Annotated in this window: 13 protein-coding genes; 12 read left to right on the top strand and 1 reads right to left on the bottom strand. The window is 42.1% G+C overall.

Annotated features, from left to right (window positions below):
• Window positions 1-135 precede the first annotated feature (135 nt).
• The 8 genes from LNTAR_RS03900 (at window position 136) to LNTAR_RS03865 (ending at window position 11,174) form a co-directional block, all read left to right on the top strand.
• Window positions 136-1,302: an IS256 family transposase gene (locus LNTAR_RS03900; RefSeq protein ID WP_007277337.1), complete on the top strand. Its 1,167-nt coding sequence runs from the start codon at window positions 136-138 to the stop codon at window positions 1,300-1,302.
• 189 nt (window positions 1,303-1,491) lie between these two features.
• Complete coding sequence (locus tag LNTAR_RS03895; RefSeq protein WP_083799938.1) at window positions 1,492-3,036, top strand: lipopolysaccharide biosynthesis protein; 1,545 nt, start codon at window positions 1,492-1,494, stop codon at window positions 3,034-3,036.
• 287 nt (window positions 3,037-3,323) lie between these two features.
• Window positions 3,324-4,460 (top strand): glycosyltransferase family 4 protein, encoded by a 1,137-nt coding sequence (locus LNTAR_RS03890; RefSeq protein WP_007277335.1) that lies wholly within the window; start codon window positions 3,324-3,326, stop codon window positions 4,458-4,460.
• Window positions 4,461-4,766: 306 nt separating this feature from the next.
• Window positions 4,767-5,327 (top strand): sugar transferase, encoded by a 561-nt coding sequence (locus LNTAR_RS03885; protein ID WP_007277334.1) that lies wholly within the window; start codon window positions 4,767-4,769, stop codon window positions 5,325-5,327.
• A gap of 3 nt (window positions 5,328-5,330) precedes the next feature.
• The gene (locus tag LNTAR_RS03880; protein WP_007277333.1) at window positions 5,331-7,208 is read left to right on the top strand and encodes a polysaccharide biosynthesis protein; all 1,878 of its coding nucleotides are present in this window, start codon (window positions 5,331-5,333) and stop codon (window positions 7,206-7,208) included.
• Window positions 7,209-7,476: 268 nt separating this feature from the next.
• On the top strand, window positions 7,477-8,595 hold the full coding sequence (gmd, locus tag LNTAR_RS03875; protein ID WP_007277332.1) for a GDP-mannose 4,6-dehydratase: 1,119 nt from the start codon (window positions 7,477-7,479) through the stop codon (window positions 8,593-8,595).
• A 174-nt stretch (window positions 8,596-8,769) separates the two neighbouring features.
• The gene (gene fcl, locus LNTAR_RS03870; RefSeq protein WP_007277331.1) at window positions 8,770-9,741 is read left to right on the top strand and encodes a GDP-L-fucose synthase; all 972 of its coding nucleotides are present in this window, start codon (window positions 8,770-8,772) and stop codon (window positions 9,739-9,741) included.
• Between the two features lie 17 nt (window positions 9,742-9,758).
• Complete coding sequence (locus LNTAR_RS03865) at window positions 9,759-11,174, top strand: mannose-1-phosphate guanylyltransferase/mannose-6-phosphate isomerase (RefSeq protein WP_007277330.1); 1,416 nt, start codon at window positions 9,759-9,761, stop codon at window positions 11,172-11,174.
• Between the two features lie 161 nt (window positions 11,175-11,335).
• On the opposite strand, the gene LNTAR_RS03860 is transcribed toward LNTAR_RS03865, so the two are convergent.
• Complete coding sequence (locus LNTAR_RS03860; RefSeq protein ID WP_007277329.1) at window positions 11,336-13,732, bottom strand: glycoside hydrolase family 94 protein; 2,397 nt, start codon at window positions 13,730-13,732, stop codon at window positions 11,336-11,338.
• 815 nt (window positions 13,733-14,547) lie between these two features.
• Between LNTAR_RS03860 and LNTAR_RS03855 the strand changes: the two genes are divergently transcribed.
• From LNTAR_RS03855 to LNTAR_RS03840, 4 genes are read left to right on the top strand one after another with little or no spacing between them, the layout of a single operon-like run.
• Complete coding sequence (locus LNTAR_RS03855) at window positions 14,548-15,816, top strand: ABC transporter permease (RefSeq protein WP_007277328.1); 1,269 nt, start codon at window positions 14,548-14,550, stop codon at window positions 15,814-15,816.
• Entirely contained in the window at window positions 15,809-16,480 is a 672-nt protein-coding gene (locus tag LNTAR_RS03850; RefSeq protein ID WP_007277327.1) for an ABC transporter ATP-binding protein, read from the top strand. The genes LNTAR_RS03855 and LNTAR_RS03850 overlap by 8 nt, the downstream gene beginning before the upstream one ends.
• On the top strand, window positions 16,477-17,001 hold the full coding sequence (tadA, locus tag LNTAR_RS03845; RefSeq protein ID WP_007277326.1) for a tRNA adenosine(34) deaminase TadA: 525 nt from the start codon (window positions 16,477-16,479) through the stop codon (window positions 16,999-17,001). The genes LNTAR_RS03850 and tadA overlap by 4 nt, the downstream gene beginning before the upstream one ends.
• The gene (locus LNTAR_RS03840; protein WP_007277325.1) at window positions 16,994-17,764 is read left to right on the top strand and encodes an HAD family hydrolase; all 771 of its coding nucleotides are present in this window, start codon (window positions 16,994-16,996) and stop codon (window positions 17,762-17,764) included. The genes tadA and LNTAR_RS03840 overlap by 8 nt, the downstream gene beginning before the upstream one ends.
• Window positions 17,765-17,819 lie beyond the last annotated feature (55 nt).

Genomic DNA, 17,819 nt, shown 5'->3' with positions numbered 1-17,819 from the left:
GAGTTATGAATAGCTTCCGAGACTTCGCGAGAATGGGAACTTTCTCGTCGGAGCGAAATTGAGGAAGTTGTTTGTAACTCGGGGTAAAGAAGATGCAGAGTGGTGTTGCACCAAAACAACCCACAAGGAATTATTATGCACCACTCTACACAAGAAAACAGTAGCGTCTTATTAGAAATGATCCAACAAGTTACAGAAAACGGCGAAAGCGGAATGCTTGAAGCGATGAGAGTTTTATTAAATGAAGCGATGAAAGTGGAGAGAAGTAATTCTCTTGAAGCTGATCCATATGAACGTAATGAAAGTCGCTTGGGTTATGCTAATGGCTATAAAAATAAAACTGTAAACACTCGACTTGGAGCAATGAAGCTTAATATCCCTCAAGTCAGAGGTGAAATTGATTTTTATCCAAGTTCTTTGGAGAAAGGCTTGCGAAGTGAACGAGCTTTAATGACAGCTATGGCAGAGAGTTATATTCAGGGGACATCGACTAGAAAGGTGACTAAACTTTTAGAGAAAATGTGTGGTCTATCTGTAAGTAAATCACAGGTATCCCGTGTGGTAACTGAGCTAGATGAGAGTTTAGAAAAGTGGCGCAACCGTCCTTTAGGTAAATATTCTTATCTTTTGGTGGATGCGAGATACGAGAAGGTTAGAGTAGATAAGACTGTTCGAGATTGTGCTTTACTTATTGCCTATGGAATAGATGAATCAGGAAAACGTTCAGTCCTCGGAACAAGTGTTTCTTTAAGTGAAGCGGAAGTTCATTGGAGGAACTTTTTTCTGTCATTGAATGCTCGAGGACTCCATGGCCTCAAGATGATTACCAGTGATAGTCATTCGGGCCTAAAAGCAGCGTTAAAGACTGTATTTGGTTCTATCCCATGGCAGAGATGTCAATTTCACCTACAGCAAAATGCTGGTGCTTATGTCCCTAAGAAAGTTATGCGCTCAGAAGTAGCTCAAGATATTAGAGATATCTTTAATGCACCTTCAAAGCTTGAGGCTGAAAGGCTTTTAAAGCTTACTTGCTTAAAGTATGAAGAAAAGGCTTCACATTTATCTGAATGGATGGAATCTGCACTTCCTGAAGGCTTTTCTGTATTCGATCTCGAGCGTTCTTGTTGGACAAAACTGAGAACGACCAATATGATTGAAAGACAGAATCGAGAAATTCTCAGGCGAACTAGAACCGTATCTATATTCCCAAATGAAGCTTCACTTCTTAGATTAGCATCCGCTATTCTTATGGAATTAGATGAAACCTGGATAGCTACAAAAAGAGTTTATCTGTCTGTTTAACTAAAATTGGTCAACACCAATTTACAGAAACAACGGGACTCTATCGCTAAACTTTTACATGAACACAAAATTATACAAAACTCACAATACGCCTAAATGCATTGATACTTTTTCGATCCTCTATAGAGGTCTACTGCTAACCAATAGATACGCTCATAAAAACTCTATACAAAAGTAAAATTTCACCAGTTGACTAGAACCCGCACACAATATGCTCTGTTAAATATCTGGAGTAATACAGCTGGATATTTCCTGAATACCTTACTTGGATTTGTCTGTCGTATAGTATTTGTACGTTGCCTCACAGCTGAGCACTTAGGTATCTCTGGTTTATTTACTAATCTCATAATGATGCTCTCACTCAGCGAGTTGGGTCTGGGCGCTGTCATGACTCATGCACTCTATAAGCCAATAGCTCAAAAAAACGAGGCTAAAGTTAAAGCTTTAATGCAATACTTTGCTAAGGTCTACAAAATCATTTTTGTTATTTTTATTGTTATTGGAATCTCAATAATTCCCTATTTAAATTTTTTCATAAAAGACCCTCCCAATATAAATGAAAGTTTCGAACAAATTTACTTACTCTTTCTATTTACGACTGCAATAACTTATTTATTCGCTCACCAAAGCCTATTTCTCATGGCATCACAAAGACAGTATATTGTGACAACTGTAAATTATACTGTAACCATTATACAAAGTTGCCTGCAAATATTTTTTCTATTTCAAACAAAAAACTACATCCATTACCTGATAATTCAGGTATTAGGCTCAGTACTTCAATTCTTTTTAATTGCTTACATCGTGCGTAAGGATACCGATCATCATACAGTTGAAAAATATAATTTAACAAAAGTAGATAAGAGCCAAATATTCCGCAATGTCTGGCAACTTTCACTGGGTAGAATCAGTGGATTTCTTGTTAATGGTACTGATAATATAATAATCGCTAAATTTATAGGAGTAGTAAGCGTTGGAATCCTATCCAACTATGTACTTTTAATTAAGACCGTAGAAAATTTCATACTCAGCTTAATGGGTTCTATAAGTGCAGGCATAGGTAATTTTAATGCGGTATCTGATAAACTATCCACATCAAAGTTATTCAATAATATTTGCTTCATAGCTTTTGTTTGTTATGGCTGGATAAGTTTAGCGTTTTTTATATGTTCTAATGATTTAATCCTCCTATTATTTGGTGAAAATTATGTTATGAATAACACAATTTGTGCATTGTTATGCCTAAATTTTTTTATGTCGGGATTAATTAATTTAGTTGGAACTTTTATGAATTCTCTTGGCGTTTTCACCAAAGGGCGACTTGTTGTAATTTTCACCGCAATTTTTAATGTAGTACTTTCCGTACTTTTTGGCTTATCATGGGGCATTTCAGGAGTACTAGCTGCAACTGCAGTTGCTCGATTAGTAACTAACTGGTGGTACCAACCACGAGTTTTATTCAAATATGGTTTTGATAAAAAGCCTACAACATATTTTTTGAACTACTCTTATTTTTTAATAATTATTATTACTTCAATACTGATCGGCACATTCCTCAGTTCAGTAATCCAATTTGAATTCAATTTGATACACACCCTAAGCAAACTTCTGATTTCATCTCTTGTATTTTTCTTATGTGTATATTTGATTTATCGAAAAAATGATGAGTTCAAATATATGTATGATAAAACAAAACAAATACTAGAAAGTTTAATAGCCCGTAAAGTATCATGAGGCCATACTTTGCTTTTTGATAATATTCCAAGCACTCTATTTGAGGGACTTCACACATCCCGAAAATACAGAATATCTTTCATGTAAAAGAAGTTTAATTTTAGGAAAACTTATGAAAAAGCGGCACATTTTAATTAGAGGTAAGATTCAGCATCACTGAGTTCTATGAATACTATATGAAATAGTAAATGATCAATTTACCTCAAAAAAAGATATACTGCTGATAGAAGAAGACTTTCAATAATCAAACACTAAACAATACGGTATGAACGAAAATTAGAACAAATATGTCAAAAAAAATCCTTTATTTCATTACAGAAGACTGGGTCTTTTGTTCTCACAGACTGCCTTTAGCTGTGGCCGCAAAAAAAGCGGGCTACGATGTAGCAGTGGTGACCAATGTAAAGGCACATGGGGAACGCATCCAAAAAGCTGGTATTCGAGTCATCCCCTATAATCTTGATCGTGGTAGTATGAACCCCTTCAAGGCTGTGTCTTTGATTCTCCAGCTTACAAAAATCTATCGCTTGGAAAAGCCTGATCTGGTTCATCAAGTGGCCATCAAACCCATTCTCTTGGGAACCATTGCCGCGCGTTTGGCTGGAGTTCCGCATGTCGTTAATGCCATAACGGGGATGGGATATATTTTCACCTCTCAAGAACTTAAAGCTCGCTTATTACGCCCCTTTATCAATTTTGCTTTCAAGTTTTTGTTAAATGATAAAAACTCCAAACTGATCATGCAAAATCAGGATGACATCAGTTCTTTAATTGAAAATAAGGTTATCTCTAAAGATCGCACTGTACTGATCCGTGGTGCAGGTGTAAACATTAAAGAATTCGACTATACACTCGAAGCTGCTGAGCAGCCACCAATTATTGTTCTACCAGCGCGAATGCTGAGAGACAAGGGAGTGGTCGAGTTTGTGTCCGCCGTACGTATTCTGAAAGAGAGAGGAATTGCAGCACGATTTGCATTAGTGGGTGACGTAGACTACCAAAATCCCGCAGCGATCAGTGAACATGAGATGGATCACTGGGTAAACTCAAACCTAGTCGAATGGTGGGGCCGGCGCGACGATATGCCTAAAGTACTGGAGAAGTCGCACATTGTCTGCCTGCCATCCTATCGCGAAGGTCTGCCTAAAGCTCTTTTGGAGGCTGCTTCCTGTGGACGAGCTATTGTAACAACTGATGTAGTTGGCTGTAGGGAGATCGTCAGAGATGGAGAGAATGGCTTACTCGTCCCCCTTTTCAGTACAGTTGAACTGGCCGATGCTCTTCATACCTTAATAGAAGACCCTAAACTCAGGCAACGAATGGGTAAACAAGGACGCAAAATAGTGAAAAATGAGTTCACCATTGAAAGGGTTATCAAAGAAACTTTGCTAGTTTATGGCGCGTGGGATAATGATGAGCCCTAAGTCAGTAAAAGCATTGATATGAATGGCTCTAAAAATTTGCATAATGGGCAATTCTTACTCACTATAGAGACTAACTCGATCAATAAGAACTTTGGCGTGGAAGATTTATATAGGCTAATAGATCAATAACTTACTGCTGCTCCCCAAACCTATGAATTCGAGTCACATCTTATTATCTATAGCACATTAATTTTATTAAAGGTACTACTTTCAGAGAACTACCTTGTATATTACTATAAAATAGAAAATAACTTTTTAAGTTCTATTTAGCACTCCTTAACAGCTGCCCTCCGATTGACAAACAACATGAAACGAATTTTTGACATAATTTCCTCTCTTTTTGGCCTAATACTTTTCCTTCCAGTATTTATCGTCTGCGCGATTGCGGTGCGTTTAACATCAAACGGTCCCATTTTTTATGTCTCTGATCGCATTGGAGCCAATAATAATCATTTTGATATGATCAAGTTCAGAACCATGCGAGTAAACGCACCCCAAGTCGCCACACATTTACTCAAAGACCCCAAGTCGCTGCTGACACCTGTAGGTGGATTCCTGCGAAAAACGAGCTTGGATGAGCTACCGCAGTTGATTAATGTCATCAAAGGAGACATGTCCATTGTTGGCCCACGCCCCGCTCTCTTCAATCAGGATGATCAGATTGAACTACGGACGAAAGTCGGTTGCCACGTTTTAACCCCGGGGATTACTGGTTGGGCACAGATCAACGGCCGTGACGAAATCCCCATCACTAAAAAAGTTGAGTTCGATGCGTGGTACTTTCAAAATCAATCATTTTTGCTTGATTTGAAAATTATCTGGCTAACTATCTATAGTGTTATTTTTGGAAAAAATGTGAGTCATTAAGATATGAACCTAAGTACACAACTACGCTCCTGGCCAATGAGAAAATCAATTATTTTGATCTGGCATTGCTTGGGGATTTTTGTCACTTATTATCTGGCTTTTCTTCTGCGTTTTGATGAAGAACTGCCCGATTATGTCGAATTATTTTTTATAAGCTACCCCATCCTCATGGTCTGTAGCGTAATATGCTTTTTTTTACTCCAGCAGTTCACCGGTATATGGAAATATTATTCTATCAATGACCTCTTCAAGACTATCGCCGCATGTGTGATGACTATGATTATCTTTACACTTATTATCAAAAAAGATCTTTTGGGTTTAAACCTAGAAATGTCACGTATGGTTTTGGGTATTGAATTTATATTATTAACGGGTTGGTCAACCGCTAGTCGAGCGGGAGTCCGCTTTATCAGAGAGAGAAGACGAAAAAGAATTCTCCAGAGTAATGAGTATAAACAGAATGTCCTCATCTGTGGAGCCTTAGATGAAGCTGACCTCTTTATTCGCGCCTGCTCGCAAGATTTCCAGGGACTCTTTTGCGGTATCATTAGTGATGATTTAATCTCGCATAAAAGATATATCCACGGCGTGCAAGTTTATCCTAAAAAATTGGAAGATATTGGATATATAGTGAAAACTTACGATATCACTAACATTCACATCCTCTCACCTTTTAATAAACCCGTCGAAACAAATACCATTATTGATTCCTGTGCGAAAGCAGGAGTTTCACCACATTTCCATACCCTCCCTGCTCTAGGTGAACTCGCCATGGGAGACATTTCTGTTTCCATGATCCGTAAAGTTGATGTCAGTGACCTTTTAGGGCGAGTTCAAGCTAATTTAGACCGTAATAGCATTGCTGATTCAATTGCAGATAAAAAAGTCATGGTGACGGGTGCCGGCGGAAGTATTGGCTCGGAACTCTGCCGTCAAATTCTCACTTATAAACCTCGAGCCCTTATTCTTTTTGAGAGTTCCGAACTGGCACTCTATAAAATAGAAAAAGAATTACTGGAAAGCCTCACATCTACCCCCATTATTTCGATTGCCGGAGATGTTCGCATTAAAGAAGACATACGACAAGCGATTAAACAGCTCGATGGAGTCGATTTAATTTATCACACTGCGGCTTATAAGCACGTCCCCCTCATGGAAAAAAATATTAGTGCGGCTTTTCGCAATAATGTCTTAGGCACAGCCGTACTCGCCGACACGGCCGAAGAAATGGGGGTCAAACGCTTTATCATGATTTCATCAGACAAAGCCGTACGCCCTTCCAATATCATGGGCGCGACCAAGCGCATTGCCGAACGCTACATACAAGAACGAGAGTTCAAAGGAACCGAATTTGTCGCTGTACGCTTTGGCAATGTCCTAGATTCATCAGGGTCCGTCATCCCTCTCTTCAAGCGCCTCATTAAAGAAGGCAAACCCCTCACGGTTACGAGCCCTGATATGTGCCGCTTTTTCATGACCATTCCTGAAGCTGTTGATCTCGTCTTGATGTCGGGTGCCGTCGCCCAGTCAAGTCAAATAATGGTCTTGGAAATGGGTAAACCCGTCAAAATTTACGATCTCGCGGTTCGTCTCATTGAGCTTTCTGGACTCAAACCTCATATCGATGTGAAAATTGAGTTTTGTGGACTCCGACCTGGAGAAAAAGAATATGAAGAAATTCTCACTGAAGATGAAAACGTTATTGAAACTGACTACGATCGAATTTGGCTAATGCAAAAGGATGAATCCAAGCGCCTTTACGAACAAGTCGATCTCGATTTAATCCAGCAATACATCCAAGCTAATGAGCAAATAGCTCTAAGGCACCTTGCCCAAAAATACGTTCCTGAAAATACTTTCACTCACGGTCATGATATTTAATCTCATCCTTAAATGACGAAGTAAAGCATTGGGAACTAAAGATAAAACCGTTCGGAAGCTAACTGAAAGAAGCCAGACCGAGATAAAGCTCTGGTAGAGATAACAATTCAAGTACGAAAAAGCAGGCATGTGCCTAGTCTAGCAAGGCCTGATTACCCGATTTATGAAAAAATATTCAATCCTTAACACAAAGACTCTTCCAATTTTTATCAATCTGAGTATTTTGCAGCTATAACTTTAAAAATACATACGAAGATAGAAGGAGAAAATGCAGAAAAAAGCACTAATTACAGGGATTACTGGACAAGATGGTTCATACCTCGCTGAATTTTTACTTGAAAAAGGATACGAAGTCCACGGCATAAAGCGTCGTGCTTCCTCATTCAATACCGAGCGCGTCGATCACATTTACGAAGATCCACACACAGACAATCGCAATTTCATCTTGCATTATGGGGACTTAAGCGATTCATCGAATTTGATTCGCATTATTAAAGATATTGAACCTGATGAGATCTATAACTTGGGGGCTCAATCACATGTTGCGGTCTCTTTTGAATCCCCTGAATACACAGCTGATGTGGATGCCATGGGAACAATTCGCCTACTCGAAGCGATTAGCTTGCTCGGTCTTGAAAAGAAAACAAAGTTTTATCAAGCTTCCACTTCGGAACTCTTCGGTGATGTTCGCGAAACACCACAAACTGAAACTACTCCTTTTTATCCTCGCTCACCCTACGCCGTGGCCAAGATGTATGCCTACTGGATTTGTGTCAACTATCGCGAAGCTTATGGTATTTATGCCTGCAATGGCATCCTCTTTAACCACGAATCTCCTCGTCGTGGTGAAACTTTTGTAACGCGTAAAATCACCCGTGCGATTGCCAATATTGCTTTAGGCTTGGAAGATTGCCTCTACCTCGGTAATATGAATGCCCTACGTGACTGGGGGCACGCCAAAGATTACGTGCGCATGCAATGGCTGATGTTACAACAAGATACTCCTGATGACTTCGTGATTGCCACTGGTGTACAGTACTCCGTGCGTCAATTTGTTGAATTTGCCGCAGCTGAGCTCGGCATCACAATTGAATGGCAGGGATCAGAAGAGCAAGAAGTGGGTATCATCAAAGCCATTGAGGGTAATAAGACCCTCTCGCTCAAAGTTGGGCAAAGAATTGTAGCTGTTGACCCCAAGTATTACCGTCCCACTGAAGTGGAAACCTTGCTTGGCAATCCCGCCAAAGCCAAAGAAGAACTCAGTTGGGTGCCAGAAATCACCTTGCAAGAGATGGTCGAAGAAATGGTCCAAGTGGATTATGACGAAGCCAAAAAAACGGCCATATTAAAAGATCATGGTTATGATATCAATATTTCAAAGGAATAATAAGTTTGGCTTTGTAGCCTTCATTACATGCACTCATCTTAGGATTTTAAAACAAAGTATTATCCTTAAGGCATATTAAGCAAAGAAGAACTTCCAATAGTCAAATAAATTAAGGTGCTAAGGCTTTATAGATTAGGCACGTATGAAACTCACTAAACAAAATTAGGAATAAAAATGGAAAAAGATTCAAAAGTTTACGTTGCTGGGCACAGAGGAATGGTGGGCTCTGCCATCATCAGACAACTTAAAGCAATAGGCTATAACAATATAATTACCCGCAGTCGTCATGAACTCGACTTGTGCAGTCAGGGCGCGGTTGCTGAGTTTTTTCAAAAAGAAAAACCCGATGTGGTTTACCTTGCGGCAGCGAAAGTCGGCGGTATCCACGCCAATAATAGCTTTCCCGCACAATTCATTTATGAAAACCTGATGATTGAGTCTAATATCATTCATCAAGCTTATCTTAATGGCGTCCAAAAACTACTGTTTTTAGGCTCAAGCTGCATCTATCCAAAGATGGCGACTCAACCCATGGTGGAAAGCGAGTTACTTAATGGGTATTTGGAACCGACAAATGAACCCTATGCGATTGCAAAAATTGCGGGGATTAAACTTTGCGAATCCTACAATCGTCAATATGGTGTTGATTACCGCTCTGCAATGCCAACAAATTTATACGGAACTAATGACAATTTTCATCCCGAAAATAGTCACGTAATACCCGCAATGATGCGCCGTTTTCACGAAGCAGTAGAAAATGGTTCAAGTGAAGTGATCATTTGGGGCAGTGGCAAACCCATGCGTGAATTCCTTCATGTGGATGACATGGCGGCGGCATCAATTTACATCTGCCATTTAGAACGCAAAGTTTATGATGAGTTTACCGATGAACGCTGCTCTCACATCAATGTGGGTACGGGCATTGATTGCACCATCAAAGAGCTAGCAGAAACACTGGCACGGGTCACAAATTTCCAGGGTGAACTTAGTTTTGACACCAGTAAGCCCGATGGTACACCACGTAAGCTGATGCAAGTGGATCGTCTCAAAAAACTAGGCTGGACAGCTGGTATTCAGTTAGAAGAAGGTCTCAAGCAAACTTATGAATGGTTTAAAGAAAACGCTCTCGATTTAAGAGAAGCTTAATTCAAAAGGAAACTCCAATGCATTCAATTAATACCGTTATTATGTCAGGTGGCAGCGGCAGTCGCCTTTGGCCGATGTCTCGTTCGACTCACCCTAAACAATTCCTCCCACTTTGTGGAGAGTTCACTATGCTTCAGCAAACGGCTTTGCGTCTTGATGGCTTAGAGCAAGAGGGACGAATACTTGTTGTCGCCAATCAAAATCATCGCTTTTTAGTTGCTGAACAATTGCGCGAAATCGGGGTGAAATCCCCACAAATAATCTTAGAGCCTTGTGCTAGAAACACTGCTCCTGCGGTTGCTTTAGCTGCTCTTCAAGTCCATAAACAAGAGCCAGAAGCATTGATGCTAGTACTTGCGGCGGATCACCTCATTCAAGATGAAGAGGCCTTTCGCCAAGCCGTAAGAGACGCAGCACCCTGTGCCGCAGAAGGCCATATATTAACGTTTGGCATTGTTCCTGATCATCCCGCAACGGGCTATGGTTATATTCAGGCAGGAGAGCAATTTGTAAGCTCTATTCGGCAAGTGGATAACTTTGTTGAAAAACCCAATTTAGAAAAAGCAGAAGCTTATCTTAGTGAAGGAAACTTCCTATGGAACTCAGGTATGTTTCTCATTCGAGCGGATATTTACCTTAGTGAACTTAAAAAATACCGTCCTGACATTTTAGAAGCCTGTGAAAAATCTTTTGAAAACACTAGTGATGACATGGACTTTGTTCGTCCGGGAGTCGAAGAATTTGCTGCTTGTCCCAAGGACTCAATTGATTATGCAATTATGGAAAAATCGCAAGTCGTCAAAGTCATCCCTTTAGATGCCGGTTGGTCTGATGTCGGTTCATGGACAGAATTAGCTAATCAACACAGCGAAGATACCTATGAAAATAGCTGTGTGGGTGATACCCTAACCATTGATAGTGAAAGAAACTTTATTCGCGCAAATAAAAAGCTTATTGCTACTGTAGGGGTTAGCGACTTATTAATTGTAGATACTGATGATGCCTTGCTGGTGGCCCATAAATCCAAAGCTCAAGATGTAAAAAAGATCGTGGAAGAGTTAAAAGAACAAAGTAGACCCGAAGCGGATATAAATAGCAAAGTTTATCGCCCGTGGGGTTGGTACAACACCATTGATCAAGGCCCACAATTTAAAGTCAAGCGCATCTCAGTCAATCCAGGTGCAAAACTCTCCCTACAAAAACATCATCACCGTGCCGAACATTGGGTAGTCGTTACAGGAACTGCAATCGTCACAAATGGAGATAAGGAAATTCTATTAAGTGAAAACCAGTCCACTTACATTCCAATCGGAGTTCAACATAGGCTAGAAAACCCCGGTAAAATAGATTTGGAAATTATCGAAGTTCAAAGTGGAACTTACTTGGAGGAAGACGATATTGTCCGACTCGATGATAATTATGGTAGGGCGTAAAACTCTACGCGCTTGAGTTGCGGCCGTAGGCCTTAGGGAGTGGCCGCAGACCTTAGGGAGTGTAGGGAGTCCTCGCGCTTCGTTGAATTGACGGAACAAATTCCTGAGTTGACGGAACGAGCGCTCCCTTAGGCGAAGCCGCTCCCTCAGCGCGAAGCGCCTTAACTCATGATGACTTCAACTTTGTTGTTGCTACCTGATGCGCAAACGGGAAGGCATTGGCCTTCGATGGCTTCGCCATTGAGTTTGATTGAGGCGACGCCTTTATTGACTCCATTGGGATTGCTCACAGAGATCTGGTAGGTCGCTCCACGGAATTGACGTTCCACTTGGAACTTGTCCCATTTAGCTGGAACACAAGGATCGATGCTTAAGCCATTATAATCTGGTTGGATACCTATAATATACTGCGACGCTGCGTAATAAGCCCATGTGGCTGCACCCGTCAACCAAGGGAGTCTTGAAGCTCCTTCTTGGGGGTGGAACTTTGAAATAGTTGACTGACAGTAAACATAAGGTTCAATCTGGCGGACCTCGGCACGGTCATTATATGCTGCAGGAAGCGTTGATTTGTAGTAATCGAAAGCGCGCTCACCACGTCCGAGTATCGCTTCGGCCATAATCGTCCAACCCTGAGTATGGGTGAAGATAGCGGCATTTTCTTTGAGGCCTGGATTAAAGAGTGCCGCACGTACCACTTTGTAGTCAGTATTCACAAAGGGAGGAGCACAAAGCATGATGCCGTAATCCGTTGCCAGTTCGCGGTGAACCGCATCCATCGCGGAAACTTTTTCTTCTTGTGAAGCGTGATCAGAGAACACCGCCCAAGTCTGAGTATTAAGGAAGATTGAACCCTCATCATTTTCTTTCGAACCGAATTTAAGACCATCATCGCGATAAGCGCGCAGGAACCATTCACCATCCCAAGCATGCTCATGGAGGTTTTTATCGAGTTTTGCGAGTTCCGCAACAGCCCAAGTAATTTCGTCTTCGTAAGTCTCTAAGAGTTGACAGATTTCGATATAAGTTTTGAGGCCATAACGCAATTGGAAAGCCACGAAAACTGTTTCGCCCTGCTGACCGAGTTCGAGACAGTCATTCCAGTCAGCTAACATACCACATGGGAAACCGTGAGCTCCTGAGTATTTAATGCTGAATTCAAGCGCTCTACGCAAGTGAGCTAAAATCGTATCTTGTCCTTTGTCGGCATAAGGAAGTACTTTTTTGTAGAAGTCGAGGTCACCCGTTTCTTTCACATAAGCAGGAACGGCGTTAAAGAGCCAGAGGGCATCGTCTGAACGGAACTCTTCTGGGCTGGGCTCGGGTTCAAAACCAGGCTTATGAGCGAAAGGCTTCACAACTGGCATTGCACCACCACTGGCTACTTGCCCCGTGATCATCAGTTCCAAACGCTCTTGAACGAGTTCTGGAATCGCGTGCATCACACCGAGCATATCTTGTACCGTATCACGGTAACCGAGACCATCGCGAGCTCCTGAATAAACGAGACTGGCTGCACGTGACCAGAAGAAAGTCATCAAGCTATTAAATTGACTCCACATATTGAGCATGGAGTCGACATCGCCATCGGGAGTTTGTACGGACATTTGTGACATCTTTGAATGCCAGTAATTTTTCAATTTCTCAAACTCAGAGTCAATGAGATCGAGGTTAGCAAACTTTTCAACAACTTGCTTACCCTCTTTTTCTGCACGGCCAATACCCATGAAGATTGCGAATTCTTTCTCTTCGCCTGGCTCAAGAGTAATCTCAAACTGCAGTGTACCGCAAGGGTTGCCAGCTTTCGCAAGTGAGTTCGAACACTCACCCTTTTCTACGGCAATCGGGTTTGCATAGCTACGGTAAGGGCCAATGAAGGCTTCACGACTTGTATCGTAGCCCGTTACCTCAACACCCACAGCTCCGAGGAAAGTATAACGCGCCTGGTCTTTTTCTTCTAAATTATCCGGCATCTCAGGAAGATTAGTGTTTGAAGCATGGCTAATGATACCATCAACAACGCTCATATCGGTGATGTACTGTGAATACTGAAGATTATTGAGGTCGTCATTAGCATTCCAGTTACAGCCGTATTCGACGTAAGTGAACATTTTCAGTGTACGCTTAGTGGCGCCATTATTTTTTACTGTTGTGCGCCAGCATTCATAATCAGAATCAAGTGGCACGAAAAAATTTGTGTTTGTCGCAATATCTGAGTAATCAGAAGAAATTTTTGTGTACGCAGAACCATGACGACATTCAGATTTATATTCGTCTAAAGGCTTAGCCACTGGTTGCCAAGAAGCTGACCAATAATCTTTTGTATCCGCATCATGGATATAAATATAACGGCCCGCTTGGTCCATGGGAACTGCGTTAAAACGCAAGCGTGTGAAGCGACCTTGAGCCACTGATTTAAAGAAACTATAGCCACCCGCATTATTGGTAATAATCGCACCATAACGAGTGGAACCTAAGTAGTTACTCCAAGAAGTTGGTGTATCGGGACGTTCAATTACATATTCTTTGTTTTTATCATCAAAATAGCCGTACTGCATAAGGTGATTCCTCTTAATAAATTTGTTTCGTGTTGAATACTTGATTAATAACTGTCGAGGGTAACAAATTGACAGCAATTTGGGCTTTTATGAGATTTTTTTGTCATAGGTGATGAAGCGGAGCTTCAGAAACTAGAGCTAAGACCGTTCGCAAGCGAACTGAAAGAACGCTTCGCTGTAAGAGGGTGGAGACGGCTTCGCCTAGGGTTGCGCCGGCGCTTGGGGAGCGACTTAGCCTTAGGCTGCACGCATTTCATGCGTTTAGGTAGCGCTCGTTCCGAGCTTAGGTGACGAAGCAAAGCTTCTGAGTTTACGCATTGCTGAGTTGACGGAACCAGTTCCTGAGTTAACGCGCTTCGCGCTGAGTTTGAAGACTTGAAGTTGAATATTGAATTAAAACTTTATTTAATCACAGATCTAACTGATAGGATAGATAGAGTCATTTTAAATATAACCCAATAACTCAAACTCGGCGACTTCGCGCCTCTGCGTGAGATTATCATTAATCAAGTATCCAAATAATGCGGGAAGGATTCCCGCGCTCCCAGCAAAAGATAATTTTAAATGGTGAATTCTTAATTTTGAATTGAAGGTCAAAAAACTTGAACCATGAATTTAATTCTTATCTCTTTCAGAGCTTTAGCTCGGTCTTGCTTCTTTCAGTTCGCTTGCGAACGATCTAAACTCTATCTCTCAGGCCGAAGGCCGTAATCTCAGCGCGAAGCGCGTTAACTAAATCGCTACTTGTTGTTGACTGTCTGCTTGTAAGCTTATGAGCCTGCTTTATTTTGAGCGAAATCACTTAGAGGAATTTAATGAAAGGCATCTTTTTTCTAACTTGGCGTTATTTGAAGCCAAAGAAAAACATCTCATCAATCGTCACTTGGCTCTCCTGCCTCGGCCCCATGCTTGGAGTCGGCGTCTTGCTAGTGGTCATGAGTGTGATGAATGGTCATCCCCACGAGATCCAAAAAAAGATCATGGAAGTGGAATCGCATATTTCCATGAGTCGTTATGATGGCAAATTCTTCCCCGATTACTTAGACTTAATGGATCACATCGAAAATAAGTATGATTTCAAATGCTCCCCCTACACGCAAATGCCCATCTTCATTCAGCAAGACAAGAGCATAAAATCCTTTTTAGCGAAGGGTATCTTACCCGAATATGATCAAGAAGCCTCGAAACTCAAAACTTACATCATTGATGGCCTCGATGAAAATGGTAAGTATCAGCTCGATCCCAAAGGAGCACTGATTTCCAGCCGCCTCTCGGCAATGCTCGGCGTCACTATTGGGGATAAAATCATTGTGCACTCACCGCAAAAGTACGGCAAGTTACTGCTTCAAAAAGAAGAAGGGAAAGTCGATGACGTCTACCTCAACATGGCACTCGAACTCACGGTGAGTGGAATCTTCCGCACGGGTTATGTGGACATCGACAAAAACCTCATGTTCATTCATCTCGATAGTGCAAACGAATTACTCGAACAGGATTGGGGCGCTTCGCTCGGCATTGACCTCTCGATCCCAGATCCCGTAAAAGCGGAAGAAGTCACTAAAGAACTTGCCCGTGATCCCTATTTCTTTAATACCAAAGCACAGTTTTATCCCTGGCAATATAAAAAGAAGCAGTTCTTTGATATCGTCAAGAAAGAAAAAACGATGATGACCTTGGTGTTATTCTTTATTGTTGGCGGAGCTGCCGTGGGGGTTGCTGCCTGCTTGTTCTCACTGGTACTCCAAAAAACGCGGGAAATCGGCGTGCTCAAGGCCATTGGCGCTACACCCATACAAATCCTTTGGGTCTTCCTCATTCAAGGCCTCGTGCTTGGTTCTCTCGGCTCAACCCTAGGTCTTATTGGTGGTTTGTTTACGCTGGATAAGCGTGAGTGGGTAGTTGGTATTTTAGGTAATTGGGATGCCGACTTTTATATGTTGGATCGCGTGCCGATGCTCATCCTTTCCTCTGATGTGCACCTCATTTTCTGGGGAGCGATTATCATTTGTGCTCTCGCTTCTCTTTTCCCCGCCTTAGTGGCTGTCTCTGTCAACCCTGTAAAGGCTTTGCAATCAAATGAGTAGTTTTCTTTCCGCGCAGAATATAAGCAAACACTACAATTCCGCTGATGCAGGCCGTATTCAGGTTTTGGATAATGTCAGTCTCGACATCCAACAGGGTGACTGGGCGATGCTCATCGGCTCTTCAGGAAGTGGTAAATCAACTTTCCTCAATATCTTGGGAACCCTCGACAAAGCCGATAGTGGTCGACTTCTGCTCCAAGGGAAAAACTACGCGAAATTTTCTGCCATGGCTAAAGCCAAATTGCGTCAAGATCAACTCGGCTTTGTCTTCCAATCCTTTCAGCTCATCCCCGAACTCACAGCTTTAGAAAACGTCATGCTTCCGGCACAATTCTCTAGTCAGAGCAATCAAGCAAAAAAGCGTTCCATGGAATTACTTGAACGCGTTGGCTTGGCCTCGCGATCAACGCACCACCCAGGAGCTCTTTCTGGTGGTGAACAACAACGCGTGGCGATTTGTCGCGCCTTAGTGAATGACCCCGACATCATCTTGGCCGACGAACCCACGGGCAATCTCGATCCAAAAACTTCTGAGGAACTCATCGAGTTTTTTAGCGAACTTCGCAAACAAGGCAAAACAATCGTCATGGTGACGCATGATCACCAATTAAAAAAGTATGCCTCCAAAGTCTTTACGCTCAAAAAAGGTAAACTGAGCTCATGATTGATGATGCGCTTTTCTCTGAAGATGAATCCAACGAAAGGATCGTTTTTTCAGATGAGCACTACATGCGCATGGCCTTACGCCAGGCCGAACAAGCTTTTCAAGCTGGCGAAGTTCCAATTGGTGCCGTCGTTGTACATGAAGGTGAAGTAATTGCCAAAGCATGGAATCAAGTCGAAATGCTCAAAGATGCCACGGCGCACGCTGAAATTTTAGCCCTCACCCAAGCTTCAGCTCATCTCGATCGCTGGCGCCTCCATGGCTGTACACTCTATGTGACCAAAGAGCCCTGCCCCATGTGTGCGGGCGCTCTCGTTAACTCGCGCATTGACCGCGTCGTCTTTGGACTCGCCGACGAAAAAGGCGGTGGTTGTGGTGGTTCTTTTCATATTCACGATCACGATGGCTTGCTGCACAAAGTGAAAAGCGAGGGCCATTGCTGTGAAGATGAGTGTCGCTTATTGATTCAAAGTTTTTTTAAAATGCGTCGTTTAGCCCAAAAGGAAAAGAAAAGTGAATAAAGCCGCTATTATTGATTTTGATGGAACCCTAACGCGTGTTCGTTGTGGTTGGGAAGATAAAATGCGAGAGTTTTTTCATCAAAAACTTTTTGCTGAAACCGCAAATTTATCAGAGACCACAAAAGAAGAAGCGCTCAGCCAAACAGAAGAATGGATTAGCCATGCACCCGGAACGACGATTGCGCAACAAATGGGTGCCTTAAGTGAAATCCTTAATTTTTGCTCGATTGAGCATTCACTTGATCAAATCATCGAAGAATTTGATACTTATTCAAGTGATTGGGAATACGCTCGTGTTACTGAGCTCAAGGATAAAGGTCAACTGGACCAACTGATGCTTTGCGGAGCTCGCAAATTTTTAGAAAATTTAATTGAACTGGGCTACGAATTGCATTTACTCTCGGGCACGAGCCACGAAAAGCTTCTGTTTGAATGTGAGACTTTAGAGCTTAGTCAATACTTTGTTCATATCCAAGGATATGAAAAGCATTTGGAACTGCCCTACAAACGTGAATCCATCCGCAAAACGATTAAAGATTACGCTTATAATAATGAAAACACACTCATCATTGGCGATGGCCTCACTGAACTTGAAGCGGGCCGTGAGCTCGCTTGCCCCTGCATTGGCGTAGCCATCAGCGAAGAAGATGGCAAGGGTTGCGATCAGGAAAAATTAAGCAAACTCAAGACCAAGGGTTTCGAAGAAGTGATTACAGATTTTGATGAGGCCTTGGAATTTATTCCTCAGGTGAAACAAGTTTAATTTGAACTTGTGGGTGGCTCTATGAGTGCTGCGCACACGAGGGAGCGCTGCCCCT

It is taken from the genome of Lentisphaera araneosa HTCC2155 (assembly GCF_000170755.1).
In the GTDB taxonomy this organism is placed as follows: Bacteria; Verrucomicrobiota; Lentisphaeria; order Lentisphaerales; family Lentisphaeraceae; genus Lentisphaera; species Lentisphaera araneosa.
The sequence above is the reverse complement of the archived record's forward strand: the minus strand, read 5'-3'. Positions and strand labels throughout refer to the sequence as shown.

What these genes read in the sequence shown, in the direction of transcription:
- LNTAR_RS03880 (WP_007277333.1), top strand. Translation starts at nt 5,331, where the DNA reads ATGAACCTAAGTACACAACTACGCTCCTGGCCAATGAGAAAATCAATT.
- LNTAR_RS03900 (WP_007277337.1), top strand. Translation starts at nt 136, where the DNA reads ATGCACCACTCTACACAAGAAAACAGTAGCGTCTTATTAGAAATGATC.
- LNTAR_RS03890 (WP_007277335.1), top strand. Translation starts at nt 3,324, where the DNA reads ATGTCAAAAAAAATCCTTTATTTCATTACAGAAGACTGGGTCTTTTGT.
- LNTAR_RS03885 (WP_007277334.1), top strand. Translation starts at nt 4,767, where the DNA reads ATGAAACGAATTTTTGACATAATTTCCTCTCTTTTTGGCCTAATACTT.
- tadA (WP_007277326.1), top strand. Translation starts at nt 16,477, where the DNA reads ATGATTGATGATGCGCTTTTCTCTGAAGATGAATCCAACGAAAGGATC.
- fcl (WP_007277331.1), top strand. Translation starts at nt 8,770, where the DNA reads ATGGAAAAAGATTCAAAAGTTTACGTTGCTGGGCACAGAGGAATGGTG.
- LNTAR_RS03850 (WP_007277327.1), top strand. Translation starts at nt 15,809, where the DNA reads ATGAGTAGTTTTCTTTCCGCGCAGAATATAAGCAAACACTACAATTCC.
- LNTAR_RS03855 (WP_007277328.1), top strand. Translation starts at nt 14,548, where the DNA reads ATGAAAGGCATCTTTTTTCTAACTTGGCGTTATTTGAAGCCAAAGAAA.
- gmd (WP_007277332.1), top strand. Translation starts at nt 7,477, where the DNA reads ATGCAGAAAAAAGCACTAATTACAGGGATTACTGGACAAGATGGTTCA.
- LNTAR_RS03865 (WP_007277330.1), top strand. Translation starts at nt 9,759, where the DNA reads ATGCATTCAATTAATACCGTTATTATGTCAGGTGGCAGCGGCAGTCGC.
- LNTAR_RS03860 (WP_007277329.1), bottom strand. Translation starts at nt 13,732, where the DNA reads ATGCAGTACGGCTATTTTGATGATAAAAACAAAGAATATGTAATTGAA.